The 26,679-nt window shown below is 72.0% G+C and carries 24 protein-coding genes; 15 read left to right on the top strand and 9 right to left on the bottom strand.

Features of this window, described 5'->3' with window-relative positions; genetic code table 11:
- Nucleotides 1-231 precede the first annotated feature (231 nt).
- The 7 genes from OIE47_RS02385 to OIE47_RS02355 all read left to right on the top strand — a co-directional run bounded on the left by OIE47_RS02385 (nucleotide 232) and on the right by OIE47_RS02355 (nucleotide 9,264).
- Nucleotides 232-1,539, top strand: a complete 1,308-nt coding sequence (locus OIE47_RS02385) for a glycosyltransferase family 4 protein (RefSeq protein WP_326559823.1) — start codon at nucleotides 232-234, stop codon at nucleotides 1,537-1,539.
- Between the two features lie 351 nt (nucleotides 1,540-1,890).
- Nucleotides 1,891-3,402 carry an O-antigen ligase family protein gene (locus tag OIE47_RS02380; RefSeq protein WP_326559822.1) on the top strand — a complete coding sequence of 504 codons (1,512 nt, stop codon included), beginning with the start codon at nucleotides 1,891-1,893 and terminating at the stop codon, nucleotides 3,400-3,402.
- Nucleotides 3,403-3,407: 5 nt separating this feature from the next.
- A complete protein-coding gene (locus tag OIE47_RS02375) occupies nucleotides 3,408-4,460 on the top strand; it encodes a Wzz/FepE/Etk N-terminal domain-containing protein (protein WP_326559821.1) in 1,053 nt (350 codons plus the stop codon).
- A gap of 22 nt (nucleotides 4,461-4,482) precedes the next feature.
- A complete protein-coding gene (locus OIE47_RS02370; protein WP_326559820.1) occupies nucleotides 4,483-6,120 on the top strand; it encodes a flippase in 1,638 nt (545 codons plus the stop codon).
- 78 nt (nucleotides 6,121-6,198) lie between these two features.
- Nucleotides 6,199-7,065, top strand: a complete 867-nt coding sequence (locus tag OIE47_RS02365) for a sulfotransferase family protein (RefSeq protein WP_326559819.1) — start codon at nucleotides 6,199-6,201, stop codon at nucleotides 7,063-7,065.
- 292 nt (nucleotides 7,066-7,357) lie between these two features.
- Nucleotides 7,358-8,818 carry an O-antigen ligase family protein gene (locus OIE47_RS02360; RefSeq protein WP_326559818.1) on the top strand — a complete coding sequence of 487 codons (1,461 nt, stop codon included), beginning with the start codon at nucleotides 7,358-7,360 and terminating at the stop codon, nucleotides 8,816-8,818.
- Nucleotides 8,815-9,264 carry a hypothetical protein gene (locus OIE47_RS02355; RefSeq protein WP_326559817.1) on the top strand — a complete coding sequence of 150 codons (450 nt, stop codon included), beginning with the start codon at nucleotides 8,815-8,817 and terminating at the stop codon, nucleotides 9,262-9,264. Before OIE47_RS02360 ends, OIE47_RS02355 begins: the two co-directional genes overlap by 4 nt.
- An 87-nt stretch (nucleotides 9,265-9,351) precedes the next feature.
- Here OIE47_RS02355 and OIE47_RS02350 read toward each other — a convergent pair whose 3' ends face one another.
- From OIE47_RS02350 to OIE47_RS02340, 3 genes are read right to left on the bottom strand one after another with little or no spacing between them, the layout of a single operon-like run.
- Nucleotides 9,352-10,860, bottom strand: coding sequence for a hypothetical protein (locus OIE47_RS02350; protein ID WP_326559816.1), 1,509 nt, complete (start codon nucleotides 10,858-10,860; stop codon nucleotides 9,352-9,354).
- Nucleotides 10,857-11,636, bottom strand: coding sequence for a sulfotransferase family protein (locus tag OIE47_RS02345; RefSeq protein WP_326559815.1), 780 nt, complete (start codon nucleotides 11,634-11,636; stop codon nucleotides 10,857-10,859). The genes OIE47_RS02350 and OIE47_RS02345 overlap by 4 nt, the downstream gene beginning before the upstream one ends.
- On the bottom strand, nucleotides 11,629-12,636 hold the full coding sequence (locus tag OIE47_RS02340; protein ID WP_326559814.1) for a hypothetical protein: 1,008 nt from the start codon (nucleotides 12,634-12,636) through the stop codon (nucleotides 11,629-11,631). The genes OIE47_RS02345 and OIE47_RS02340 overlap by 8 nt, the downstream gene beginning before the upstream one ends.
- A 252-nt stretch (nucleotides 12,637-12,888) precedes the next feature.
- Between OIE47_RS02340 and OIE47_RS02335 the strand changes: the two genes are divergently transcribed.
- Genes OIE47_RS02335 through OIE47_RS02325 form a run of 3 tightly spaced genes read left to right on the top strand, consistent with a single transcriptional unit; the run spans nucleotide 12,889 to nucleotide 16,124 of the window.
- A complete protein-coding gene (locus tag OIE47_RS02335) occupies nucleotides 12,889-14,196 on the top strand; it encodes a glycosyltransferase (RefSeq protein ID WP_326559813.1) in 1,308 nt (435 codons plus the stop codon).
- On the top strand, nucleotides 14,193-15,209 hold the full coding sequence (locus OIE47_RS02330; protein WP_326559812.1) for a hypothetical protein: 1,017 nt from the start codon (nucleotides 14,193-14,195) through the stop codon (nucleotides 15,207-15,209). The genes OIE47_RS02335 and OIE47_RS02330 overlap by 4 nt, the downstream gene beginning before the upstream one ends.
- Nucleotides 15,210-15,212: 3 nt before the next feature.
- Nucleotides 15,213-16,124 (top strand): sulfotransferase family protein, encoded by a 912-nt coding sequence (locus tag OIE47_RS02325; RefSeq protein WP_326559811.1) that lies wholly within the window; start codon nucleotides 15,213-15,215, stop codon nucleotides 16,122-16,124.
- Between the two features lie 30 nt (nucleotides 16,125-16,154).
- Here OIE47_RS02325 and OIE47_RS02320 read toward each other — a convergent pair whose 3' ends face one another.
- Together OIE47_RS02320 and OIE47_RS02315 are read right to left on the bottom strand one after the other, a co-directional pair.
- Nucleotides 16,155-17,006 (bottom strand): ABC transporter permease, encoded by an 852-nt coding sequence (locus OIE47_RS02320; RefSeq protein WP_326559810.1) that lies wholly within the window; start codon nucleotides 17,004-17,006, stop codon nucleotides 16,155-16,157.
- Nucleotides 17,003-18,001: an ATP-binding cassette domain-containing protein gene (locus OIE47_RS02315; protein ID WP_326559809.1), complete on the bottom strand. Its 999-nt coding sequence runs from the start codon at nucleotides 17,999-18,001 to the stop codon at nucleotides 17,003-17,005. Before OIE47_RS02315 ends, OIE47_RS02320 begins: the two co-directional genes overlap by 4 nt.
- A 129-nt stretch (nucleotides 18,002-18,130) precedes the next feature.
- Between OIE47_RS02315 and OIE47_RS02310 the strand changes: the two genes are divergently transcribed.
- From OIE47_RS02310 to OIE47_RS02295, 4 genes are all read left to right on the top strand, one after another.
- Nucleotides 18,131-18,889, top strand: coding sequence for a TetR/AcrR family transcriptional regulator (locus OIE47_RS02310; protein ID WP_326559808.1), 759 nt, complete (start codon nucleotides 18,131-18,133; stop codon nucleotides 18,887-18,889).
- 95 nt (nucleotides 18,890-18,984) lie between these two features.
- Nucleotides 18,985-19,815, top strand: a complete 831-nt coding sequence (locus OIE47_RS02305) for an ABC transporter substrate-binding protein (RefSeq protein WP_326559807.1) — start codon at nucleotides 18,985-18,987, stop codon at nucleotides 19,813-19,815.
- A 59-nt stretch (nucleotides 19,816-19,874) separates the two neighbouring features.
- Nucleotides 19,875-20,741, top strand: a complete 867-nt coding sequence (locus OIE47_RS02300) for an amino acid ABC transporter permease (protein WP_326559806.1) — start codon at nucleotides 19,875-19,877, stop codon at nucleotides 20,739-20,741.
- A 7-nt stretch (nucleotides 20,742-20,748) separates the two neighbouring features.
- Nucleotides 20,749-21,531: an amino acid ABC transporter ATP-binding protein gene (locus OIE47_RS02295; protein WP_326559805.1), complete on the top strand. Its 783-nt coding sequence runs from the start codon at nucleotides 20,749-20,751 to the stop codon at nucleotides 21,529-21,531.
- 15 nt (nucleotides 21,532-21,546) lie between these two features.
- On the opposite strand, the gene OIE47_RS02290 is transcribed toward OIE47_RS02295, so the two are convergent.
- A complete protein-coding gene (locus OIE47_RS02290) occupies nucleotides 21,547-22,401 on the bottom strand; it encodes an SAM-dependent methyltransferase (protein WP_326559804.1) in 855 nt (284 codons plus the stop codon).
- A 101-nt stretch (nucleotides 22,402-22,502) separates the two neighbouring features.
- Nucleotides 22,503-23,792, bottom strand: a complete 1,290-nt coding sequence (locus OIE47_RS02285; protein WP_326559803.1) for an APC family permease — start codon at nucleotides 23,790-23,792, stop codon at nucleotides 22,503-22,505.
- 70 nt (nucleotides 23,793-23,862) lie between these two features.
- On the opposite strand from OIE47_RS02285, the gene OIE47_RS02280 reads away from it, so the two are divergent.
- The gene (locus OIE47_RS02280) at nucleotides 23,863-24,828 is read left to right on the top strand and encodes a helix-turn-helix domain-containing protein (RefSeq protein ID WP_326559802.1); all 966 of its coding nucleotides are present in this window, start codon (nucleotides 23,863-23,865) and stop codon (nucleotides 24,826-24,828) included.
- 16 nt (nucleotides 24,829-24,844) lie between these two features.
- Here OIE47_RS02280 and OIE47_RS02275 read toward each other — a convergent pair whose 3' ends face one another.
- Complete coding sequence (locus OIE47_RS02275; protein ID WP_326559801.1) at nucleotides 24,845-25,954, bottom strand: hypothetical protein; 1,110 nt, start codon at nucleotides 25,952-25,954, stop codon at nucleotides 24,845-24,847.
- Between the two features lie 218 nt (nucleotides 25,955-26,172).
- The gene (locus OIE47_RS02270) at nucleotides 26,173-26,538 is read right to left on the bottom strand and encodes a hypothetical protein (RefSeq protein ID WP_326559800.1); all 366 of its coding nucleotides are present in this window, start codon (nucleotides 26,536-26,538) and stop codon (nucleotides 26,173-26,175) included.
- Nucleotides 26,539-26,679 lie beyond the last annotated feature (141 nt).

Genomic DNA, 26,679 nt, shown 5'->3' with positions numbered 1-26,679 from the left:
GGCGGCGGCATGCACGGATCGCCATCTTCACCTGTAGGAATTTGTTCGTTCACCGTTCGACCCCGCGACACCACGGAGCGTCTCCGCGTCATCCGGACGCCATTTCGACGAGTGACGAACACCACGAGTGATCTTTTCCAACAGATGTTCAGCGGGCTGGTCGGCCCGTTCGTGGCAGGGTGTTGATCTGCCCGGGCAGCGGGCGAGCATCTAGTCACGCAGGGAGTCACCGTGGTCCATCCCGACCTGCAGGCCGAGAAAGTAGACCACGAGCCTCACAAAGCTGCCATTCCCGGCCAACACGGCCGGGGCGCTCCGGTCCGGCGGGAGATTCCCGCGCATCCCGCCGGACCGGGCGCCGGCTGGCGACCGCTGCGCATCGCGATGATCGGTCAGAAGGGCATGCCGGCCACGTACGGCGGGATCGAGCGCCACGTCGAGGAGGTCGCCAGCCGCCTGGCCGGCTACGGCCACGAGGTGACGGTCTACTGCCGGGAGAGCTACGGCAGCATGCCGCTGGACCGGTACCGGGGCGTACGACTGCGCCAGGTCCGTACGGTCGCGAGCAAGCACCTCGACGCGATCGTGCACGCCGCCACCTCGACGATGGCGGCGATGGGCGAGCGGCCCGACATCGTGCACTACCACGGTCTCGGACCGGGCCTGGTCGCGCCGCTGCCGCGCTGGCTGTCCCGGGCCCGGGTGGTGCTGACCGTGCACGGGCTGGACAACCAGCGCGACAAGTGGGGTGCGGGTGCGCGGGCGGTGCTGGGCAGCGCCCACTGGATGAGCGGGTACGTCCCGCACCGGCGGGTCGCCGTCTCCCGTGGTCTCGCCGCCCACTACGAGACCCGGTTCGGCCGCCCCACCAGCTACATCCCGAACGGGGTGAACGCCGCCCGACCGTTACCGGCCCGGCAGATCGGGGCCCGGTTCGGGCTGACCCCGGGCGGCTACCTGATCCTGGTCGGCCGGCTGGTTCCGGAGAAGGCCGCCGACCTGCTGATCCGGGCGTTCCGCCGCAGCGACACCCGGATGCGGTTGGCGATCGTCGGCGGCTCCTCGTTCACCGACGACTTCGTGGCGAAGCTGCGCCGCGAGGCCGAGGGGGACGAGCGGATCGTCTTCACCGGCTTCGCCTACGGTGACCTGCTCGCCGAGCTGTACGCCAACGCCGCCGGGTTCGTCCAGCCGTCCCGCCTGGAGGGACTGCCGTTGACCCTGCTGGAGGCGGCCGCGTACGGGCTGCCGGTGGTGGCCAGCGACATCGCGCCGCACGTGGAGGTGCTGGAGTCCGACGCGCCGGGGCAACGGCTGTTCCGCGACGGCGACGAGGAAGACCTGCTCCGGGCGCTCGCCCCGGTGCTCGCCGACCCGGCGGCCGAGCGGGTCGGTGCCGAGGCGCTACGCGACCGGGTGACCGACCTGTACAGCTGGGACACCGCCACCCGTGAACTGGAACAGCTCTACCTCGAACTGGCCCGGGTCCCCGGCCGCCGGGCCCGCGCCCGGCTCGCCGCCCGAGCCCCCGCCGCCTGACTTCCCGGTCCGTCCGGTGCCGGCTTCCCGGTCCGCCGGTGTCGGCTCCCGCTCAGCCCCGTCCCGCGCGTGTTCCCGCTCAGCCCCGTCCCGCGCGTGTTCCCGCTCAGCCCCGTCCCGCGCCGGCTCCGCTTTCCGGTCGGGGGCATCCGCCCTGCTCAGCCGGTCGGCACCGGTCAACCCGGGGGAGGATGGCCCGGTCGTCGTAACGGCCCCTTCTGCCGGATGAGCGACCGGGGCTAGATTGAACCGATCTTCGTGCCGGGAGGACATGCGCTTCGTCCGGGAGGACATGGGATGGCCGCGCCCGGCAGCGGTCGGGGCAGCGTCGATTCGGCTTCAGTGGGACCGGTGGAACAACACACGCAGCAGTTGGTCGACGTACGCGACGTCGGTGCGTCGACCGTCGGAGTCGAGCCGATCCGGGGCGGTACGACCGCCCGGTTCCTCGTCGGCGCGGCAGCAGTCGTCGCCGCGGTCATCGCGGTGGTCGCCGGGTTGTCGCTGGCCGACGGTGACCGCCGGGGCGTGGTGCTGCCGATCGCCGCCGTCGCCGGGATCGCGGTCGCGGTCCTCGCCCTGACCCGGTTCGCCGGGTACGTCCTGCTGATGCTCGCGGTCCGCTCCTGCGTCGACCTGTTCAAGCTCACCGGACCGAGCGCCGGCCAGGCCGCACCCGTGGAGAGCGGCCGGGCGACCGACCCGTCCACCCTGCTCGCCGTGCTCTTCCTGCTCGCCGCCGGACTCTGGCTGGCCGCCCAGTTCAGCCGGCAGGGGCGGCTGCGGGGCTCGCCGATGGGCTGGACCATGCTGCTGGTCGGGGCGACCAGCCTGGTCAGCGCGCTCGGTGCGGCCGTACCGTCGAACAGCCTGCTGGAGGCGCTCCGCATCCTCACCGTGGTGGTGATGTTCGTGGTGCTCGAGCAGCTCATGCCGGACACCGCGGCGATCCGCCGGGTCCTGCTGGCCTGCTACGTCTCGCTGGTCCTGGCACTCGGCTACACCGTCCTGCTGTCGCTGCTCGGGCACCCGCCCGCCGAGGTCAAGGGCAGCTTCACCCGGATCAGCGGTACGTTCAGCCAGTCGACCACGTTCGGGCGCTACCTGATGTTCATGGTGATCTTCGGGTTCGCCGTGTACCGGTTCCTGAGCCGCCGGCTGCGGGTCGTACTCGGGGTGATGCTCGGGTTGTCCCTGGTCTTCCTGTTGCTGACCAACACCCGCAGCGCCATTCTCGGCGCGGCGATCGGGCTGGTCGTGGTGGCCGTGTTGCACCGCAGCAAGCGGATGCTGGTGACGCTCTGCGTGGTGGCGGTCGCCGGGGTGACCCTGGTGCCGGCGGTCGGTGCCCGGTTCGCCCAGCTCGCCGACTCCCGGGCCGTCGGTGGCGACCCGACCGGCAACACCCTGGCCTGGCGGATCGGCTACTGGACCGAGATCGTCACCCTGGCCAACCGGAACCCGTTGACCGGCATCGGGCCGAACATGACCCAGCGCGAGACCGACGAGGCGAAGAAGCCGCACAACGACTTCCTCCGGGCGTACGTCGAGACCGGGCTGCTCGGCCTCGGGGCGTACCTGGCGATGCTGCTCGGTTTCCTCTACACCGCCCGTACGGCCCTGCGCCGGGCACCACCCGGCAGTTTCGAGCGTGGGGTGGCGGTCGGCTTCGCCGGCTGCGCCACCGCGTTCGTGGCGGTCAGCGCCGCCTCCAACGTCATTTCCAACGTGGTCACGCTCTGGTACTTCGTCGCCTTCGCCGCGGCGGCCAGCGCTATCGCCCGCCGGCCGGCTCCAGCACCGGCCGGCGCGCGGTCACGGAACACACCCGTCCCGTCGCACGCAACGAAAGCATTGGGGTAACAAGCGTGGAGATCGTCGACTACCTGCGGGTCGCCCGGCGGCGGCTCTGGGTACTCGTGGGGGTGCCGGTGCTCGCCACCGGTGCGGCGGCCGGCATCGTGCTGCTCGCACCCCAGCAGTACAGCGGGACCGCGTACGTGGCCGCGCCGGCCCTGGTCGGTGGTGCCGCCGGTACGCAGTACAGCGGCACCCAGGCGGCCAACCAGTTCGTGGCGGCGTTCGGCGCGGCGGTCACCTCGCCCCGCGTACTCGCCGACGTGGCCGCCGACACCGGGGTGGCACCGGAACGCCTGCGCGACGGGCTGACCGTCACCCAGGTCGGCGCGAGCAGCCAACTCGAGGTCCGGTACGCCGCGACCAAGCGGGCGAACGTGGCCCCGGTGCTCACCGCGACCACCACCCGCGCCCTGGCGTTCCTCTTCTCCTCCCAGGTCGGTATCGCCACCGGGGAGGTCGAGGCGGCCAACGCGGACGTGACCGCGGCGACCAAGGCGATCGGGGACTGGGAGAAGCTGAACAAGGTCTCCCAGCCCGACCGGATCTACCAGGCCACCCTGAGCGAGCTGACCAGCCTGCGGCAGCAGCAGTTGTCCATGCAGGCGGTCGGCAACAGCCGGGGGGCCGACGCGGCGGCCAGTGCGATCAGCACCGCCCAGAAGAAACTCGACGAGCTGGGTCCGAAGCTCCCCGACTATCAGGCGCTGCTCGCCCAGCGGGACGCGGCGACCGGTGCGCTGTCCCAGGCCAGGCAGGGGTTGCAGGCGGCTCGGGCGCAGACCCAGGCGGCCGACCCGGCGCAGGTGACCAGCATCGGGCAGGTGCACGCGGTGAGCCGGATCAGTGAGCTGATCCGTACCGCACTGCCGGTGGCAGGTGCCGGGGTGCTGCTCGGGGTGCTGCTGGTGGGCGTACTCGAACTGCTGTCACGGGGTCGGGCCGCGCTGCGCCCGACGGCCCGGCCGACCCCCGCCCCGGCGGCCATCGGCGCGACCGCCGACGCGCCGACGGACGCACCGGTGCCCGCTCCGGCCGACACCGCCACCCCGGTCCGGTCGTGACCGGTCGGGACCGGACCGCCGGGTGAGCGGCGAGCTGACCGGCCGGCCGCCGGCCGAGCCGGAGTCCGGCGACCAACAGGTACGCGGAATGGCCCGTGGCGGGGTGCTGAACCTGGCCGGGGCGATCCTCAGCCAGGCGGCGCTGTTCCTCATCATGCTGCTGCTGGCCCGGGTGCTGGGCCTGCGGGAGGTCGGCCGGTACGCCCAGGTCTACGCGGTCCTGTCGCTGCTCGGGCTGCTCTCCCTCTCCGGGTTCCGGGCCGGGCTGACCCGGTTCGTCGCGGTGCACCTCGCCGACGACGACCCGGCCGCGATCCGGGGCACCATCCGGCTCGGTGTCGGCATCTCGGCCGCCGCGTCCACCGTGATCGCGGTCGGGCTCGCGCTCGGCGCACCGTGGCTGGCGGAGGCGCTCAACGATCCGCAGCTCACCACCGGGTTACGGCTGGCCGCGCTGACCCTGCCGGCCGCCACCGTCTGCGAGGCGGCGCTCGCCGCCACCCGAGGCTGGCGCACCCAGCGGGCGTACGCCCTGATCGGGCAGGTCTACGAGCCGGGCGCCCGGCTCCTGCTCACGGTGGTGGCGCTGGTGGCCGGCGCCGGGCTGACCGGGGCGTTCTGGGCGGTGGTGGTGGCGAGCTGGAGCGCGGCCGGGTTCGCCCTCGTCGCCCTGGCCCGGATGCTGCGCCGGGTGGGGGCCGCCCGACCCGCGTACCGGCCCACCGAGCTGTTCCGGTTCTCCACCGTGAGCTGGGTGTCCTCGCTCTCCTCCACCGGGCTGATCTGGGTGGACACCCTGCTGCTCGGTTTCTACGGCAACGAGGACATCGGCGCGTACCACGTGGCGACGCGGCTGGTCACGGTGGCGGTGTTCGTCCTCGCCCCGATCAACGCGTCGTTCGGCCCGTACCTGGCCCACCTCTACCACCAGGGCCGGATGGACGAGGTACGCCGGATCTACGCGGTCGCCACCGGTTGGGTCGTACGCCTCTCGTTGCCCGCGTTCGTGGCCCTGCTGGTCCTGCCGGACCAGTTGCTGCACCTGGTCAACGGGTCCGCGCTGGCCGGTGGTGCGGCGGTGACGATCGCCCTGGCGCTCGGTCAGCTCGTCAACGCGGCTACCGGCCCCTGCGGGACGCTGCTGAACATGTCCGGCCGGGTGTCGGTCAACATGGTCGACAACCTCGCCGCGCTGGTGCTCAACATCCTGCTCAACCTCTGGCTCATCCCGGCGTACGGCATCCTCGGCGCGGCGGTCGCCTGGGCGGTGTCGCTGGCCGCGGTGAACATCGCCCGGGTCTGGCAGGTACGGGTGCTGGTGCACGCGGTCCCGGTCACCGTCGGCATGCTCAAGGGCCTGGCCGCGGCGGTGCTCGCCCTGGGCGCCGGTTTCGCCGCCCGGTGGCTGGTGCCCGGCTGGGTTGCCGAACTCGCGGTCGGCCTGGCCGTGATCGCGTTGGTCTACCTGGGGGCGGTGCTCGCCCTCGGGCTCAGTCGGGAGGACGTGATGGTGTTGCGCGCGGTGACCCGTCGGGGCGCCCGCCGTGCCGCCGGTGCCAGTGGTCCGGGTGCAGGTGGTCCGGGTGCCGATGGCACGGGTGCTGGTGGCACTGGCTCCGGTCGGGCCGGGACGGCTGAACCGGCCGGGGTCGGGTCGTGATCGGGATCGGCGTGGCCGGACTGGCAGGGGTGCGGTCGTGAGCGGGATCGGCGTGGCCGGACCGGCCGGAGTGCGGTCGTGAGCGGGGTCGGCCGTCGGCTGGCGACGGATCGGTTGCGGCGCGGTGTGCGGGCGGCGCGGGCGTGGGGACGGGCCGCCCGTCCCGGACCGCCGGGACCGCTGCCGGACTTCCTGGTGATCGGTGGTCAGCGGTGCGGGACAACGTCGCTCTACCACTACCTCGCCGCCCACCCGCTCGTACGCGGCGCCACCGGCAAGGAGTTGCAGTTCTTCAGCCTGCACCACGCCCGGGGGCTGCGCTGGTACCGGGGCCACTTCCCCGACCTCGCGCCGGGCGAGCGGAGTTTCGAGGCGAGCCCGTACTACCTGTTCCATCCGAGCGTGCCGGCCCGGATCGCGGCGGACCTGCCCGAGGCGCGTTTTGTCGCCCTGCTGCGCGATCCGGTGCAGCGGGCGTACTCGCACTACCTGCACACCCGCTCGTACGGCACGGAGCCGCTCTCGTTCGCGGACGCGCTCGACGCGGAGGAGGAGCGGCTGGCGCTGGCACTGCGCGACGGGCCGGACACCCGTACCGCCCACCGGGCGCTGCGCAACCACTCGTACGTCGCCCGTGGACGCTATGCGGAGCAGCTCGAACGCTGGTACGCGCACATCCCCCGGGAGCGGATCCACGTCGCCTACACCGAGGACCTGCACACCGACCCGGCCGGAACGTACGCCGGGATCCTGCGCCACCTCGACCTGCCCCCCTTCACCCCCGAGACCTTCACCCACCACACCCGCCGCGTCGACCCCGGCCCCTCCCAACTAACCCCAGCCCTAACCACCCGCCTAACCCACCACTTCGCCCCCCACAACACCCACCTATCAACCCTCCTCCCCACCCCACCCCCCTGGCCCACCCCCTGGCCCACCCCCTGACCGCTGTTGATCATGAAGTTAGCGACCTCGGAAAGCGCTTGGCGGCGCGCTAACTTCATGATCAACGGTGTGAGTCAATGGGGGTGGGGTGTCGGGAATGTTGCTGGGGTGGGTGCAACCTTGGGTGGGGGTGGGGCGTGCTATCTCCGTGAGCGTGGTGCGGGGGTGAAGCTCCGGGCTGGACGCGGTCACTGACGGGGGGAGTGCCCGGCGCTGAAGGGTGGCGGCGGGCACCGGTCTCGTTTTGATCAACATGGATCACAGAAACGCGACGGAAGTCCACGGGGGACAGATGCGTACTTCTGCGCGATCCGGGCTGGACGCTGCTCGCAGCGCCGACCCGGCCACCGAATCCGGCGGCTCCACGCTGCCCGCACATGTTGTTGTACTGATCGCGGCGCTCTCGGCCGGTGTGGTCGCCCAGGGCGGCTACTACCCGGCCGGGCGGTGGCTGGTCACCGTACTGGTGGCGGTCGCCCTGCTCGTCGCCCTCCGGCTCCGGCCCCGGGTACGGCGTGACGCCTGGCCGGTGGTGGCGGCCTGCGGTGCCCTGGCCGGCTGGATCCTGGTACGGGCGGTCATCGCGGACGCGTACCCGGTGGCGCTCGGGGCGGTCGCCACACTCGGCGGCGTCGCCGCGGTGGTGCTGATTCTGACGCGTACCACCCTGGTGGAGCGGGAGCGGTTGGCCGAGGCGCTGGTCGGCCTCGGAGTGCTGGTCGCCGTGACCGCCTGGATCGGGGTGGCGTACCGGGTGCCCCGGTTCGCGGTGCTGGTCGAGGGTCGACTGTGGCGGGGTGCGTCCACACTCACCTATCCCAACGCCGCCGCGGCGCTGCTCGCCCCGCTCGCACTGCTCGCGATCGCGCTGCTGCTCGCCCGGCCCGACGGTGGTGTCGCGGCGCAACGGGCGGAGCGCGTCGGGTCGCTGGTCCGCGCCGGGGCTGCGTACCTGCTGCTGGTCGGCACGGGGGCGGCACTGAGCCGGGCCGGGTTGATCGCGCTGGTGGCCGGACTGGTGGTGCTCACGATCGCCGCCGGTCCGTGGCTGACCATCTCCCGGGCGGGCCCGCTGATCCTGGGCGCGGGAATCGCCGTGGTCACGCTCGTACCGTCGACCCCGGCCACCGGGCAACCACAACCCGCGCTCGCCATGTTCGGCCTCGCGGCCGGAGCCCTCATCGTCCTCGGCTCGGTCCTGCTGCCCGTCCGGGTACGGGTGGTCGCGATGCTGGTGACCGTGCTGGCCGGCGGGCTGACCCTGTTGAGCCAGTGGGACTCGGAGCACCTGCGGGCGGTCCTGGCGAGCCGGGGCAACTTCAACTCGCCCGGCCGCAGCGGTGCCGCGACGGCCGCGTTCGACCTGGTCGCGGCGAACCCGTGGATCGGGACCGGCGTGGGCCAGGCCCGTTTCCTCTGGGTGACGCCCAACGGAAACGGCGCCCTGGCGCTCTACGCCCACAACGAGTACCTGCAACTTCTCGTCGACCTCGGCGTGGTCGGCGGGATCGGACTACTGGCACTGCTCGCGGCGATGGCCCTGGCCGTCCGCCGGGGCGGTGCGGACCAGCACCGGGCCGGGATCAGGGCCGGTGCGTTTGCCGCACTCACGGCGTTCGCCGTGCACAGCGGCTTCGACTTCCTGTGGCACATCGCGGTTCTGCCGCTCGTCGGCGCACTGCTCGTCGGGCTCGCCGCGCCCGCCACCGGGGAGATCCAACCCAGTTCGACGGTAGTAGAGGAGAAGCAATGAAGATGTCCCGCTTCCGGGCGTCAGCACTCGCCCTGGTGGCCATCGCGGTGGGCGGCGTGATCGCGTTCGCCCTGCCGGCCGGCGCGGCGGTCAGCGTGCAGTCGGAGTCGCCCTCGGTGGCGGCCGTGACCCTGGGCGGCAAGGCCCGGCTCGACGCGAACGGCGCGGTGGTGTTCGCGCCGGTCAAGGTCGCCTGCACGCCCGGTTCGTACGCCGCCCTGACGGTGGAGGTCACCCAGGCGGTGGGCAACAACATCGCCAAGGGCGACAAGACGGTCACCATCCAGGAGTGCACCGGCGACCAGCAGAAGCTCAACGTCGCGGTGACCCCGGATCTGAAGCCCTACCGCAAGGGTGTCGCGTTCGGATCGGCCCGACTCGAGGTCTGCGACCACGTCGGCTGCAAGACCGTGTACGACGAGCGCAAGATCGACATCATCAAGTAACACCAACACCAGGCTCCGTAGAGCGGGGGTCGTGCCCCGGGACCGTTTCATGGTCCCGGGGCACGGTCGGTTCCGTAGCCGGATGAGTCAGCGGAGGCCGGCGAGGATCCGGTCCACCGGCTGGTCGGCGCGGAGCAGCACGGGAGTGGCGCCGACCGTCGTGCCGGCACCGCCGGCCGCGCGCAGCGGTGCGCCGACCGCCCCGCTCTGCCCACCGGGTGCCGCCGGCACCGTGACCGGCGTACCGGACGCGGACCAGAGCACCAGCGTGCTGGCGCCGCCCCGGACGAAGGCGACCCCGTTGAGCTTGCCGGCGGCGGAGGCGGGCAACGGGGTGACGGTCGCGTCCCGGGCCGCCTCGGCCAGGCTCGCCATCATCGCGCCCGCCTCGCGTTCGGTGCCGTTCGGGTCGAGCAGTCCGTACCGGACCTCGCTGCCGGCGGCGTTGTTCGGGTTGTACGCCAACGGCAGCCACGCGATCTCGCCGATGCCACCGGCGACCAGCAGGGTGACGGTCTTGACCATCTCGGCGGCCCGGCTGGCCGGATCACCGTCCCCGTCGCGCCAGAACTGCCCGACCTCCCACGCCTGGATCGGCACCCCGGCCGGTGTCTGCGCCCGCAGGTACTCCAGCAGCGGCGGCACCCCGTCGAAGTGCTCGTAGAAGTGCAGCTGCCGGACGTCGACCGTACGGTCCGCGAACAGGGTCTCGGTCGCGGCCAGGAACCGCAGGCTGCGGGTGTTGGTGTCGGTGCCGAGCGCCTTGCGCAGCGCCGCCTCCCCGGTCACCACCGGGATCTGCTGGCCCCGGGTGCCGACCCGCCGCTGGAAGTACGCCTGGTAGGCGGCGACCGCGTCGGGCACCCGCCCGGCCCGGAGCAACCGGTCGGCGACCCCCATGCCGTACGCGACGCTGCTGATCCCGGAGTCGACCACCAGTGCCTGCGGATCGGTCGCGCGGATCGTCTCGGCGGCGGCCTTCACCAGGCGTACGTAGTCCTCGGGGCTGCCGGCCCAGTAACTCGGCGCGTTGACCTCGTTCTCGATCGCGTACTCGCGCACCCCGTACGGGGCGTAGCGGGCCACCACCGCCCCGACGAACTTCCGGTACGCGGCCAGGTCGGTCGGCATCGCCGACTCGGTCTTGTTCGCCGCCCCCCGGGTGTACGCCGCGGTGCCCCCGGTCGCCCAGCACACCCCGGTACGGATCTTCAGGTGCAGCTTGATGCCGAGGTCACGGCTCCGGGTGGCGATCCGGTCCAGTTCGGCCCAGTCGAGCTGCCCCGAGGTCCGCTCGATCTCGCACCAGGTGAGTTCCTCGTAGGTGGCCGAGCCGCCGATCTTCGCCAGGTACGGCGCGAACTGGTCGTACCGGGACCAGTCCCAGTGGGCCCCGAACGGGTTGCTCACCCCGTCGACGGGGCGCCCCGGCCCGGTGTCGCCGGGTGCCGGCGTACCGGAGGGGGAGCCGTTGCCCGGCGATGCCGGCGGCGGCGCCTGCTCGCCGTCGGAGGTGCACCCGGCGCCGACCAGTACCACCGCGGCGAGTACGGCGGCGGCCAGCGCACGCGCCCGGCCCCGCCCCACGCGCGTCACCGGTAACCCAGGGCGCGCAGCGTACGCCCGGAGAAGATCCAGACCAGCAGGCGCAGGAACGGGTCCAGTTCGCGCCGGTAGGTGCCGACCCGGGACGGGTAGATCGGCGCGGACACGTCCGCCGCCGCCCGCCGCCTGTCCGCCTCGGTGGTGTACTTCTGGGCCACGTCGTGCTGCTTGCTGCCGTAGTCGAGGATGCCGTCCTCCCACGGTTCGCCGAGGAACTCGAACAGCCCCCGCATCGCCTTCTCCGGCTCGGTCACGGTCTGCTCGTACCTCAGCTCGTAGTAGCGGTCCGCCGGCAGGGTCGCGCCGACCGCACGGGCGGTACGGATGTAGCGCGGCCACTTGACCACGCACTTCACCGCCGACCAGTAGCCGAACCGTTTGCGGTGCGAGACCACCACGTCCCGCCCGTCCCGGATCAGGTGCACGATCTGGGCGTCCGGGAAGACCTCGGTGACGAAGTCGAGCGACATCGCGTACAGCGGGGTCTTGTCGGCCCACCGGGTCTTGCCCCGGGCGGCGGCGTAGTCGGCGTGTACACCGCCGAAGAACTCCCGGATCCGGCGCAGCCAGTCCTCGCGCGGGAAGCCGAAGCGGGACAGCCGTTCCCAGTCCCGTCCGACGATCCGTTGCAGGTCCGGCAGGAACCGGGTCTCCGGCCCGCAGCTGATGGAGGAGTGCGAGTCGAGCACCAGCCGCAGCATCGTGGTGCCGGACCGTTGGCAACCGACCAGGAAGATCGGCGCGGTGTGGGGTTCGGGCTCAGCCACGGTCGGCCGCCTTCCGGTCGGATCCAGCATCAGCGGCGACGGGCGCGTCCGCGGTGGTGGGCGTGCTCAGGGCGGCGGCGGGGTCGAGCCGGGCGGTCAGCTCGTCGCAGATCACCCGGACGCGTGGGTCGATCGGTAGCTGCCGCCCGGTCGATCCGTCCGATGCGCCGTGGGACCGGCGCGGGGCGATGTGCGCGTGCAGCCGTGGGTGGTAGGGGAAGTCGAGGAAGGTACAGAGCCGGCGGAGCTGCGCCTCCGGATCGGCGACCAGGTTGTCGTATCGGCAGAGCAGGACGTCGGGGCGCTCGGACAGGCCGAGGCCGAAGTAGAGCGAGTTGCGTACGTACCAGAAGAGTGCGGCGGCGCTGTGCGGGTCCAGCCGCTTCGGGTCGCAGTCCCGGATCAGTTCCACCGTCGCCGGGTCGAGCCGCTGCCCCTGCCACCGTTCGCCGATGCTGCCGTCGGCGATCGCGCGCACCGCCCGCAGGTTGGCGTCACCGAACTTCGCCACCTCGGACCGGGCCCGGTCGTCGACGTCCCGGTAGACCCAGAGCGCGCGTCCGGGCGCCAGTCCCGGCAGGGCCAGCAGCTCGTCCACCCGGTGGCTCTCGCAGAGCGGCTTGACCAGGACGTACGCGTGCCGGCTGCGCCGGATCGTCGCGGTCAGCACGTCGTCGGGGCGGAGCTGGAAGCGGTGGAAGACGGTCTGGTCGTTCTCGTTGCGTACCTCGACCTCGGGGGCCGAATCCAGCCCCCGGACCAGCATGTTCGTGCCCGAGCGCTGCAGACCGACCAGGTAGACCGGCATCGCCGAACCGGGTGCGCGCCCGGCCCGCCGCCGCCAGCGTCGTTTCGCCAACGCGGTGCCGATCCGGTCGACCGGATTGAGCCGGTCCTCCTCGATCAGCCGGCCGATCCCCTCCGTACGGGCCCAGCGCAGATGCCGCGCCACCCGCCTGGCGGTGTACGCGAACGCGGAGACCTCGTTGTCGGCTGCCACGGTCCTCCTCGCTCGGGCACCGGCACTACCCTGCGGGAAAGCGGGGTACGGCCGGCGGCGGAGCCAGGTTATCGGGAGATCATGGCGGGAGGCCAGGCTGCGGGCCGTACGGGCACACAAAGATCATCCGTTCAGGCACATGACTGGACTCCCCGACCCGCCCTGCATACCGTGAGCCCTGGTCGGGGCAGGCAGGCCCCGATCACCACCCCCGGGCCGGGTTCGCCCGATCGACGTGAGCGGGCCGAGTCGATGCGTGTGCTGCATGTGAACAAGTACCTCTACCGCCGTGGCGGTGCGGAGGGCTACCTGCTCGACCTGGCCGCGTTGCAGCGGGCAGCCGGCGACACGGTCGCCTACTTCGGCATGACCCACCCGGAGAACGAGGCCCCGCTGCCGTACGCCGGGCACTTCCCGACCGAGGTGGAGTTGGAGCCGGCGCCGAGCGGACTGCGCCCCCGCGCGACGGCCGCCGCCCGGATGCTCTGGTCACCGTCGAGCCGTCGGGGACTGGCCCGGGTGATCGAGGACTTCCGGCCGGACGTGCTGCACCTGCACAACATCTACCACCAGCTCTCCCCGTCGGTGCTCGCCGCCGCCCGGTCCGCCGGGGTGCCGTGCCTGCTGACGATGCACGACTACAAACTGGCCTGCCCCAGCTACCAGCTCCTCGACCAGGGTCGGCCCTGCCAGGCGTGCGTCACCGGCGGCCCCTTGCAGGCGGCCCGGCGACGGTGCAAGGACGGCTCGCTGTCCCGCAGCGCCCTGCTCGCGGTCGAGTCCTGGCTGCACCGCGAACTGCACGCGTACGACCCGGTGCAGGTCTTCGTCAGCCCGAGCGGTTTCCTGGCCGACGTGATGCGTCGCGCCGGGGTGTACCCGGACCGGTTGCGGGTGGTGAACCACTTCGTCGACCTGACCGGGATCGCGGCCAAGGGGCAACCCGGCGGCGGTGTCGTGTTCGCCGGCCGGCTAGCCCCGGAGAAGGGCGTCGACGTGCTGGTCGAGGCGGTCGCCGCGCTGCCGGACGGGGTGCCGGTCGACATCGCCGGGGACGGTCCGGCCCGTACGGCGCTGGAGGCGCTCGCCGCGCGGATGGTTCCGGGCCGGATCCGGTTCCACGGCCGGCTGGACAAGTCCCGGCTGCACGACCTGGTCCGGTCGGCGGCGGTGGTGGCGGTCCCGTCGCGGTGGCACGAGAACCAGCCGATGGCGGTGCTGGAGGCGTACGCCTGCGGGGTTCCGGTGGTCACCACCGACCTGGGTGGCCTGCCGGAGCTGGTCGAACCCGGGGTGGACGGGATGATCGTCGCGGCGGACGACGCCGCCGGGCTCGCCGCCGCCCTGGTCGAGCTGGTGGCCGACCCGGTGCGGGCGTTCGAGATGGGGCGGGCCGGTCGGGCGCGGGTGGCCCGCGACTTCGCCCCGCAGCGGCACCTGGACCGGATCCGCGAGCTGTACCACCAGGCCGCCGAGGTCCTGCCGGCCCGCGACCGGCGGGTACCGTCGCCGGTCGGCGCCCTCCCGAGCGCCCCGGGGGACGGGGGAGTGGTCCGGTGAGCGCGGTCCGGGTTCTCTACCTCGCCGGCAGCGGGCGCAGCGGCAGCACCCTGGTCACCACCGTCCTGGGCCAGTTGCCCGGCTTCTTCGCCGCCGGTGAGCTGCGCTACCTGTGGCGTCGCGGCATCCTGGACAACCGCCCCTGCGGGTGCGGGCTCCCGCTCGGCGACTGTCCGATCTGGACAGCCGTCCTGCGGGACCTGCCGGACGCGGATCCGGCGGGCATCGCCGGCCGGCTCGCCGACCGGCTCCGGCTGCGCCGGCTGCCCGCGTTGCTGCGCCGCCACGGTCGTGGTCACCCGCCGGTGCCCGGTCACCCCGACGACGACCAACTGACCCTGTTGTACGCCTCGATCGCCGCCCACGCCTTCCCCGGCGGTACGGGCGGCGTGATCGTCGACTCGTCGAAACTGCCCCCGTACGGGGCGCTGCTCGGCAGCCTTCCCGGTGTGGAGTTGTACGTCCTGCACGTGGTCAGGGACCCGCGCGCCACCGCGTTCTCCTGGCGCCGTCGGCGGGGGCTGGACGGCGGCACCGACGACCGGCTGATGAGCCGCCCCCCGGTGTGGAAGGCCGCCCTGCTCTGGCTGGTCTGGAACAACACCACCGTACGGCTGTGGGGTTCGTCGGACCGGTATCTCCGGGTCCGGTACGAGGACTTCGTCGCCGCTCCGGCCGACACCACCGCCCGGATCGCCCGGTTCGTCGGCGTCACCCCGGGCGAGTTGCCGTTCCCGACTCCGGACACGGTCCGGCTCGCCGCCACCCACTCGGTCGCCGGGAACCCCTCCCGGCACCGTACCGGCGTGGTCGGGGTGGTCGCCGACAGCGAGTGGCTCACCGCGCTCCCGACCAGGGCGTACGTCACCGTGACCGGGTTGACCGGGCCGACCCTGCGCCGGTTCGGCTACCCGGTCCGCCGCCCCGCCGCCCCGGCAGCCGTTCCCGTGGCCGCCGGCGAACCCGAACCGACCGCTGTTTCCCCCTCACCCGCCACCCGGCAGGAAGGCTGAACGATGCTCTCACTGGTGGTGGGCACCGGCCGGTGCGGTTCGACGCTGGTCCAGGAGCTGCTCTCCCGGCACCCGGCGGTCGGGTTCGTCTCCGGGCTGGACGACAAGCTCGCCCGGCTCAACCCGAAGGGTCGGTTCAACGGCGCGCTCTACCGGCGCTCCGCTCCGCGCCCGGCCGGCATGACCTCGCTGCGGCACAGCCGCCGGCTGTTGGAGCGGGGTCGGCTGCGGGTGGCGCCGTCGGAGGCGTACCACCTGCTCGACCGGCAGGTGCTGGGCGGATTCTCCCGGCCGTGCCGGGACCTGCTCGCCGAGGACCTGACCCCGTTCGTGGCCCGTCGGCTGCGCGCCTTCTTCGACGACCGGATCGCCCGGCAGGGCTGTGAGCAGTTGGTGCAGCACGTGACCGGGTGGCCGCGTACCGGCTTCCTGCATGCGGCGTACCCGGATCTGCGGGTGCTCAACGTGGTCCGGGACGGCCGGGCGGTGGCCAACTCCTGGCTCCAGATGGGCTGGTGGGACGGGTGGCGCGGGCCGGACAACTGGATCTACGGCTCGCTCCCGGACGACCTGCGCCAGGAGTGGGCGGAGTCCGGCCAGTCGTTCCAGGTGCTCGCCGCTCTCGGCTGGAAGATGCTGATGGAGGCGTTCGCACAGGCCCGGCTGCGGCACCCGGCCGACCAGTGGCTCGACGTCCGGTACGAGGACCTGGTCGCACAGCCGCGCGAGGAGGTCGGTCGGATGCTCGACTTCCTCGGGCTGGACTGGTCACCGGCGTTCCAGAAGGGCTTCGCCCGGTACGACTTCCCGCCGGGGCGGGCCGCGGCGTACCGGGACGAACTCAGCCCTGCCCAGCTCGGCGCGGTCGAGCGGGTGCTGGAGAAGCCGCTGGCCGAGTGGGGTTACCCGGTCTGATCCGTACCCGTCCGATCGGCGGCCGGCGCCTCAGTTCGGGCCGGTGTCGAACCGACGGATGGCCAGCGGCATGAAGATCACGATCAGCAGCACCGACCAGCCGACCGTCGCGATGATCGGGTGGGCGATCGGCCAGGCCGGGTCCACGGCGGTGCTGGCCGGGTTGCCGAAGAGTTGACGGCAGGCGGCGACGGACGCGCTGACCGGGTTCCACTCGGCGACCGTACGCAGCACGGTCGGCATTCCCTCGGTCGGCACGAAGACGTTCGAGATCATCGTGACCGGCATGATCAGCGGGCCGAGTTTCGCCGCCGTCTGCACGTTGCGGATCACCGTCCCGAGGAAGAGTCCGACCCACGAGATCGCGAACTGCAACAGCATCAGCAGCCCGAACCCGGCCAGCGCGGATCCCGGACCGGTCTGCACCCGCCAGCCGACGACCAGTCCGGCGCCGGCCATCACCAGCAGGCTCACCGCGTTGGTCAGCAGGTCGGACAGGGTCTGTCCGAACAGGATGGACGACCGCTCGGCCGGCATCGACCGGAACCGGTCCATCACCCCGAGGTCGCTGTCACCGACGAGCGTGATCATCGCGGTGACCAGGGTGGTCACCGTCGACATCACGAACAGGCCGGGCATCAGGTACGCCCGGTAGTTGGCTCCCTCGGCGATCGGGATGGCGCTGCCGAAGACGTACCCGAAGAGGACCACCGCGGTCAGCGGGAAGGCGACCGTACCGACGATCTGGCCCGGTGCGTGTTTGAGTTGCAGCAGGTTGCGGTGGCAGATGGTCAGGATGTCGGTGACCCGCCAGCGCAGTCGGGCCAGCCCGACGCTGTCGGTCACGCCGACGGGTTCGACGCCGGTGCCGATCGTGGTCATCCGACGGTCTCCTTGAGCGTCGCGCCGTCGCTGTCCCGGCTTTCCTCGGCCGGGTTGCCGGTCAGTCTGAGGAACACCTCGTCCAGGGTCGGGCGGCGTACCGCCACGTCCTGCGGGTCCACCCCGGCCTGGTCCAGCAGTCGTACGACTGCGGGCAGGGTGAGGGTGTCGGCGCCGATCGGCACGCTGAGCAGCCGCCGATCGGGGTCGACGTCCGGTGCCGCGCCGGCCAGCCGGGCCAGCACCGCCCCGGTGGATTCGAGTTCGCCCGGCGTCCGGACCACCACGTCGATCCGGGCGCCGAGTTGTGCCTTGAGAGCGTCCGGGGTGCCCGAGGTGACCACCCTGCCGTGGTCGATCACCGCGATGTGCTGCGCCAACTGGTCGGCCTCGTCCAGGTACTGGGTGGTCAGCAGGACGGTCATGCCGTCGGCGACGAGTTCCCGGACGGTCTGCCAGATCTCGTTGCGGCTGCGCGGGTCGAGCCCGGTGGTCGGTTCGTCCAGGAAGAGCACGGCGGGGGAGACGATCAGGCTGGAGATCAGGTCGAGCCGGCGGCGCATGCCTCCGGAGTAGGTCCGGACCAGTCGGTCGGCGGCGTGCGCGAGGTCGAAGCGGGTCAGCAGGTCGTCGGCGCGGCGCTTCGCGGTGGCTCGGGTGAGGTGGAACAGGCGACCGAAGATGTGCAGGTTCTCCCGGCCGGTGAGTCCCTCGTCCAGGGCGGCGTACTGGCCGGCGAGGCCGATCCGGTGACGTACCCGGACGGCTTCGCGGACCACGTCGTGGCCGGCGACGAAGGCGCGCCCGGCGTCCGGCCGGGTGAGCGTGGCGAGGATCCGGACGACGGTGCTCTTGCCGGCGCCGTTCGGGCCGAGCAGCCCGTAGACGGTGCCGGCGGGCACCGAGAGGTCGAGTCCGGCGAGGGCCCGGGTGGAACCGAACCGTTTGTGTAGTCCCTCCGCCACGACAACCGGGTCGCCTGGTGCCTGTGCCACGGAACCTCCCACTGGGTACGCCGTACGCGGTTGGATGTCCTGCACGCTAGCTAACCGGGTACGCTGTACGCAAGAGCGGGACCGGATCGACGGCGTCCACATACGACAGCGACACCGGAAGGCACGTTGGTGGCAACAGGCGACAGGCGAAGCGGCGATTCCCGGCACGGGCCGGCTCCCGACCTGCCCACGGCGGTACGGGTCAGCCTCCCCTCCCCGCCCTCCTCGCGCGGACCCGCCCCAACGTACAGCCGGGCGCAGGTGGCCGCCGCCGCGATCAAAATCGCCGACGAGCACGGCATCGAGGCGGTCTCCATGCGCCGGGTCGCCGCCGCCCTCGGCACCGGCCCGATGAGCCTCTACCGGTACGTGGACAACAAGGAAGCCCTCTGCGAGCTGATGCTCGACCACATGTTCGGCGAGACCGAGCTGCCCCAACCGACCGGCGACTGGCGGGTCGACCTGGCCGAAGTGGCCCGGAGTCTGCGTCGGGCGCAGCTCAGCCACCCGTGGCTGGCCCGGATCGCCGCCGGTCGACCGGCGATGGGGCCGAACATGCTGGACATCTTCGAGTACGGGATGTCCATCCTGGACCGGCTGGACCTGGACACCGCCGACATGCTGGAGATCTTCGCCCTGGTCAGTAGCTGGGTCGGCGGGTTCGTCCAGGAGGAGGTCGCCGAGCAGGCGGCCCGCCGGGACCGGGGGATGGACGAGCGGGAGTGGCAGCAGAGCATGTCCCGCTACCTGGAGACGTTGACCGCCAGCGGGAACTACCCGTACTTCACCCGGGTGGTGCGGGCCGGTGCGGACCGGGACTTCGACACCCGGTTCGAGCGCGGGCTCGACCGGATCCTCACCGGGATCGAGGCAACCCTGCCGGGTTAGCCACGCCACCTCGCGCAGGCCGGCGATCCGTACCAGCGGATCTTGGCATAACCTATAGGGAACGTACGTTTTGTTCACCTGGGGAGGTTGTGCGGATGGGAAAGCTTCGAGGCGCCCGACGGGGTGCGGCACTGGTCATGGGCGCGGCACTGGCGATCAGCGGCCTGGCCGGGTGCGCCAAGGACGACACCGGCGCCACCACGGCCGACGGCGTCAAGCTGGTCTCGGCAGGCAAGCTCACCACCTGCACCCACCTGCCGTACTCGCCGTTCCAGTCCAAGGACGGCAGCGGCAAGGTGGTCGGCTTCGACGTCGACCTGGTCGACCTCGCCGCCAAGAAGCTCGGCGTCACGCAGGAGATCATCGACACCCCGTTCGAGGGGATCAAGTCCGGAGCCGACCTCAACTCCGGCAAGTGCGACGTGGCGGCGGCGGGCATGACCATCACCGACGCCCGCAAGGAGGTGCTGGACTTCAGCGCCCCGTACTTCGACGCCACCCAGGCCCTCGTGGTGCCGGTCGGCAAGCCGTACAAGACGCTGGTGGACCTGGTCGGCAAGCGGCTCGGGGTGCAGGGCGCCACCACCGGCGAGGACTACGTCAAGGCCCAGGTCGCGCAGCAGAACCTGAAGATCGAGGTGGTCTCGTACAAGGACCTCGGCGCCGAGCAGCAGGCCCTGGCGACCGGCCAGATCGAGGCCGCCGTCGGTGACCTGCCGGTGTGGAACGAGTACGTCAAGGCCAACCCCGGCAAGGTTGTCGTCGCGGGCGGCTTCGACACCGGCGAGCAGTACGGTTTCGCGGTCAAGAAGGGCGGCGACCCGAGGCTGCTGGCGGCGATCAACGACGCGCTCGCCGCGGCACGGGCGGACGGCAGCTATGACACGATCTACGAGAAGTGGATCGGCGCGAAGCCGGCGAGCTGACCGGGTCCGGGAAACAACATCGCCCGGTGGCACCCGCCGCCGGGCGATCTGGGGGAGGCATGGCAGAACCAGAGACGCTCGCGGCCGGGAGCGGGGCACCACCCGCCCCGGTCCCGCCGCCGGTCCGACGCCGCCGGCTCGGCCGCCGCCAACGGCAACGGCTCGGACGTACGGCCGGATACCTGGTCTTCGTCGCGCTGCTGCTCGCCGTGGTGGCGGCGGCCGACTGGGGGACCCTGGCCGACGCCTTCTTCCGGCTCGACGTCGCCGGGGAGATGTTCCCCGAGGCGATAACCGTCGCGCTGCGCAACACCATCGTCTACACCCTGCTGGCGTTCGCCTTCGGGTTGGTGCTCGGCCTGGTGCTGGCGCTGATGCGCCTGTCGTCGGTCGGACCGTACCGCTGGTTCGCCACCGGTTACATCGAGCTGTTCCGCGGCCTGCCGTCGCTGCTGGTCCTGTTCATGGTCGGGTACGGCGTGCCGCTCGCCTTCCCCAACCGGGAGATCCCCGGCGGGGTGTACGGGGCGGTCACCATCGGACTCGGGGTGACCGCCGCGGCGTACATGGCCGAGACGATCCGGGCCGGGATCCAGGCCGTTCCGAAGGGACAGTTGGAGGCGGCCCGGACCCTGGGCATGTCGCACGGGCGGGCGATGGTCTCGATCGTGCTGCCGCAGGCGTTCCGGATCGTGATCCCGCCGTTGACCAACGAGATCATCCTGCTCACCAAGGACACCTCGCTGGCGTACGTCCTGGGCGTCACCGCGACCACGATCGAGCTGACCAAGTTCGCCGGCGACGCCCTCAACACCAGGGTCAACCCGACCCCGCTGGTGGTGGCCGGTCTGCTGTACCTGGCGATCACGCTGCCGCTGTCGCAACTGGTCCGGTGGCTGGAACGCCGGGCCGCGAAGGAGAGGTGACCCGGCGGTGCCGGCGATCGAGATTCGCAACCTGCACAAGGCGTTCGGCAAGCTCGAGGTGCTGCGCGGCATCGACCTGTCGGTGGAGACCGGCGAGGTCGTCTGCGTGATCGGACCCTCCGGTTCGGGCAAGTCGACCCTGCTGCGCTGCGTCAACCTGCTGGAACAGCCGACCAGCGGGTCGGTGCACGTGGCCGGCGTCGAGGTCACCGACCCGGACTGCGACATCGACGACGTACGCCGCCGGATCGGCATGGTCTTCCAGCAGTTCAACCTCTTCGGCCACCTGCGCGTACGGGAGAACCTGACCATCGCCCAGCGCCGGGTGCTCGGCCGTACGCGCGCCGAGGCCGACCGGATCGCGGCGGTGAACCTCGACCGGGTCGGCCTGGCCGACAAGGCCGACGCCTATCCCGCACAGCTCTCCGGTGGGCAGCAGCAGCGGGTCGCCATCGCCCGAGCGCTGGCGATGGACCCGCAGCTCATGCTCTTCGACGAGCCGACCAGCGCACTCGACCCGGAACTCGTCGGTGAGGTGCTCGCGGTGATGCGGGGACTGGCTGCCGAGGGCATGACGATGCTGGTCGTCACGCACGAGATGAGCTTCGCCCGTGAGGTCGCGTCGCGGGTGGTCTTCATGGACGGCGGCACGGTTGTCGAGTCGGGTCCGCCGGAGGAGGTCTTCGGGTCCCCGCGCGAGCCCCGTACCCGGGAGTTCCTGCACCGGGTGCTGGAACCGACCCGGGTCAGCGAGGCCGAGATCGGCGCCCACGTACCGACCGGGAGCTAGCGGGTCCGGGGGAGGTCAGCCCTTGCGGGCCACGCCGCCGTAGACCGAGACCGCCACGTCGCTGGGGCGCTCCCCGGTCCTGGTCGGGCCGAGGTCGGGCCGCCAGTCCGGCAGCACCCGCACCCCCGGCTCGACCAGGTCCAGACCGTCGAAGAAGCGTTCGATCTGCGGCTTGGGGCGTACCTGCATGGTCACCCCGGTTCTGCGGTAGATCGCCGCGACCGCCTCCCACGCCTCCGGGGCGAAGTCGCCGGTCAGGTGGGAAAGCGCCAGGTAACTTCCGGAGGGCAGCGCGTCCAGCAGCCGGTTCGCCAGCGCGTACGGGTCGTCGGAGTCGGGCACGAAGTGCATGATGGCGATCAGCAGCAGCCCGACCGGCTGGTCCAGGTCCAGCGTCCGGCGCAACTGTGGCGAGTCCAGGATCTGGTCCACGTCGCGCAGGTCGGCGGCGAGGTACTCGGTCCTTCCCTCCGGGGTCCCGGTGAGCAGGGCGCGGGCGTGCGCGAGCACGATCGGATCGTTGTCGACGTAGACGATCCGCGATTCCGGGGCGATGGCCTGGGCGACCTGGTGCACGTTGGGCGCGGTCGGGATGCCGGTCCCGATGTCGAGGAACTGCCGGATCCCGGCCTCCTCGGTCAGGTGACGCACCACCCGGGACAGGAAGGCCCGGTTCTCCCGGGGCGGGATCCGGCTGTTGCCGTTCGCCTTCAGCCCCTGCTCGGCGGCGGCCCGGTCGGCGGCGAAGTTGTCCTTGCCGCCGAGCAGGTAGTCGTAGACGCGGGCCGGGTGCGGTCGGTCCGTACGCAGGTCGACCGAGGGCGCGTCGGGCCGCTCGGGATCCGCGTTCATCCAGTTCGTGTCGGTCATCTCCGTGCCCCCCGTGGTGATCGTGTGCGACCGTCCCGGACCGGGATCCTAGGCGCGGGACGGCGCCCAAGCTACCCCGTCGGATGCGAGCACCCCGAGGTTCACCGCCCTTCCGACGTGGACGGTCGCAGCCGGAGGTAGAGCAGGGCACCGGCGGCCAGGAGCAGCGGCCAGAGCAGGTACCAACCGGTCATCACCAGCAGCGCGGTGACCGCCACCAGGGCGAACAGCGCCGAACGGTGCGCCCGGGTGCCGCGCGGCAGCAACCGGAGCGCGGCGGCCGTACCGAGGGCGTACACCAGGACGAAACAGCCGGTGGTGAGCAGGACCAGCGGCTTCGGGCCGATCCCGGCGGCGACCGCGACCGCCATCGCGGCCGCGGCCAGCACCGACACCACCAGCAGGCTGCGCCGGGGCACCTCGCCCGCGCTGCTGCCCCGGTGAAGCCACGCCGGCAGTGCGCCGTCCCGGCCGAGCGCGGCGCCGAGCTTCGCCGCCCCGGCGAAGTACGCGTTCATCGTGCCGAGGGTGAGCAGGAGCGCGGCGACGGCGGCGAGCAGGTGCACCTCGCCGCCGATCCCGAGGGCGAGCAACTCCGCCAGCGGTGCCTCGCTCTGACCGGCGGCCGGACCGAGGACGAGTACGGTGGCACCGGCGACGCCGAGGTAGAGCACCCCGACCACCACCACCGCGACGGTGGCCGCCCGGGGCAGGTCGCGCCCGGGCCGCCGGAAGTCCGCCGCCAGATGGGTGATCGCCTCCCAGCCGGCGAAGCTCCACACCAGCAGGGCCGCCGCCGGACCGACCGCCAGCCACCCGTGCGGCGCGAACGGGCGCAGGTTGTCCCACCGCAGGTGCGGCAACGCGGCCAGCACGGCGGTCAGCAGGAGCGCCACCAGCAGCGCGGCGAGCACGAGCTGCACCCGCCCGGAGACCCGGAGCCCGAGCGCGTTCGTCACGGTCACGACGACGATCAGGATCGCCCCGGTGACCGCCATGGTGGTCGCACCGCCGCCCAGCGCCGCCGCCACGTAACCGCCGGCGAACAGCGCCGCGGCGGGCGCGCCGGCCGGGACCGCGAAGTAGAAACACCAACCCACGATGGCCGCCGCCCGCGGACCGAAGGCGTTCCGGACGTACGTCGAGACACCGCCCGCGTCCGGGTAGCGCGCGCCCAGCGCGGCGAAGGTCGCCGCGAGCGGCATCGACAGGACGACCAGGGCCAGCCAGGCCAGCAGCGACGCCGGTCCGGCCGCCTCGGCCGCCAGCGCGGGCAGGGCGATCACGCCGGTTCCGAGCACCGCCCCGACGTAGAGCGCGGTGCCCTGGGCGACGGTCAGCCGACCGCCGGTTCGTACGGTGCTGCTGTTTTCGATCAACGAGTCGGTCACGGGTCCAACCTGCTGCACCCGGCGATCGCCGGCCAGTGGCAGGAATGACGATCTGCGGTACGTTCCTGCCATGAAGTCGCCCCACACGGTCGCCCTCGTGGTCACCGACGCGATCCCGGTGTTCGAGTTCGCCGTACCGTGCGAGGTCTTCGGGATCGACCGGTCCGACCTGGTCGACCCCTGGTACGACCTGCGCCTCTGCGCGGCCGTTCCCGGCCCGCTGCGAACCTCCCTCGGCCTGCGGGTCGAGGCTCCGTACGGGCTGGACGCACTGACCGACGCGGACACCGTGGTCGTGGCCGCCTGCAACCGGTCGGTGCAGTTGCACCCGCCCGCGCCGCTGCTCGACGCCCTGCGCCAGGCACACGACCGGGGCGCCCGGATCGTCTCCATCTGTAGTGGCGCGTACGTCCTGGCCGCCGCCGGCCTGCTCGACGGGCGCCGGGCCACCACCCACTGGATGAACGCGGTCGACTTCGCCCACCGCTTCCCTCGGGTACGGGTCGAACCGGACGTGCTCTACACCGACGAGGGCGACCTGTTCACCTCCGCCGGCACCGGCGCCGGCATCGACCTGTGCCTGCACCTGGTCCGCCTCGACCACGGCACCGCCGTCGCCAACGAGGTGGCCCGCCGGATGGTGGTGCCCCCGCACCGCGACGGTGGCCAGGCCCAGTACGCCCGACCGGTCACCCGGGGCGAACCGCACCCGGACCTGTCCCCGTTGCTGGACTGGGCGCGAGGGCACCTGGACCGGCCGCTGACCGTGGCGGAACTGGCGCACCGGGCGCACCTGAGCCCGCGTACGTTCGCCCGGCGGTTCCGTGACACGGTGGGCACCAGCCCGTTGCAGTGGCTGGTCGAGCAGCGGGTACGGGTGGCCCAGGAGTTGCTGGAGACGACCGACGAACCGGTGGAGCGGATCGCCCGGGTGGCCGGGTTCGGCAACCCGGTCAGCCTGCGCCGGCACTTCCGCCGGGTCACCAGCGTCTCGCCGCAGACGTACCGGCACGTGTTCCGTACCGACGACCGGTGAGGAGTCGGCGGCCGGGTCAGTTCCGGTAGGTGCCGAGCGTGTCGACGAAGGTGCTGCCGTTCCAGCGCATCGTGTGGGTGGTGGTCTCCCCGGTCGCGGTGTGCCGTACCGCGACGGTCAGGACGTCGTACTCCACCTGCCAGCCGTCCTGGATGACGTACTGCCCGCCGTTCGCCACGGGCACGTCGCGGGTGACGAATCCCTGCTCGCCCTGGCCGAACAGGTAGAGGGACTCGTACGTCGCACCGTCGAACGTGCACCGTACCCGGGCGAGGAGTTCGCCGTTGCCGTCGTGATCGAGGTCGACCGGCCTGATGTCGGTGGTTGCCTCGAACTGGTCCCCGGTCCGGGTCAGGGGTTGCACCGTCCGCCCCGGGCAGACCACCTTGCCGTCGCGCATGATCGTGGCGAGTTGCACCGCCGACCCCGTCATTCCCTGTTCCGATTCCGCCGACGAGATCAGGGAAAGTGGTGCCGTACGACCGGCCGCCTGTACGAACCGGGCGCCGTCCCACCGGTAGCTACGGGAGTGGGGAGGTGCGTACAGCGAGGGGCCGGAGATGCCGCGTTCGGTCTGCGCGTACCAGACCTCGGCGACGAGGGCCCCGTCCGCCACCTCGAAGGACAGGTGTCGGGCGCCGGGCTGACCCGCGAACCCGAGCCCCGCCAGCGAGTGGTCGGCACGCATGGTGACCACGAGCAGCCGACCGCCCGGGAGGTCGTTGCGGAGATCGTGCGCCGACAGCGGGCCGCACCGGACGTTCAGCACCGCCTCCGGGACGCCGTCGCCGGTGAGGTCGCCATAGCTGATCTCACTTCGGCTGACGAGCAGCTTCCCCCGATCCTCGTCCGCAGGCGCCCAGGCGAAGCCCGACGGCACCATAAGCTCGACGACCGGCTGGAGGTGCTGCCGGCCGGTCGGACAGCCGATCCCGGAATCCGTCGGCAGGTCGATGACCGTTCGTGCCCAGTCGACCCCGGTGATGACGTCGGCCGGCGCGGCGTCCTCGGGCCGGTCGCGTACGGCGACGAAGCCGACCGTCAGGAGGGCCGCCACACCGACGAGCACCGAGACGACGAGGTACCGGGCCGGTCGACGCCCCGATCGGGATTCATTTTCCGACACGTCTGCCTGCCTCGGTGACCGATGGACACCCGAAGGCCGGTGTGGGCCCGAGTGGTGCGACGGCTCGCATGATCATTGTGGGACACCCCGGCAACACGGGTCGATCGTCCGACCGGCCCGAGCGCTCGTCGGCGTCCGCAGGACCGGGAGCGGACGGGCGATCACCCCCGGTGCCGCCCCCCGTGCGATCCGGAGGGCGGCACCGGTCCCCGTCCGGCTCAGGTGGCCGACGTTCTCCAACCACCGCAGATGGACTGGTCGTAGAAGCCGTACCGGGTGCAGACACGGATGGTGATGTAACGGTTCTCCGCAACGTCCTCGTTGCAGCCGATCCGACCGCCGATCGTGTCGCCGCACTCCCCGGTCCTGCCGTAGCTGGTGTACCACTCGGCGTACGTCGCCCATGGTTCCGGGAACTGGCCCTGCTCGAACTGGGTGACCACGAAGTAGTCCCCGTTGCTGGTGAAGGTGGCGGTGCCGTAGTCGTTGTAGGCGGTAGCGTCGGCATGCGCCGGTCCCGCAACCCCCAGCACCAGCATGGCGGTCGTCGCGGCGGCTATCGCCAGCGTCTTCAGGAGTTTCATCCCGTGGCCTTCCTTACCTGGATGCACGTGGCCGAGTATGGGAGGCAGCCTGGTGGCCCCGTCTTGAGCGGACCTTCGGTAGATCTTGAATGAGCAGGTGGGTGCGCCCGCGCCCGGCCGGGTGGACCGGCCGACTCGTCC

It is taken from the genome of Micromonospora sp. NBC_01796 (genome assembly GCF_035917455.1).
In the GTDB taxonomy this organism is placed as follows: domain Bacteria; phylum Actinomycetota; class Actinomycetes; order Mycobacteriales; family Micromonosporaceae; genus Micromonospora_G.
Note: the sequence above shows the minus strand (reverse complement) of the source record. Positions and strands in the feature narration are given on the sequence as shown.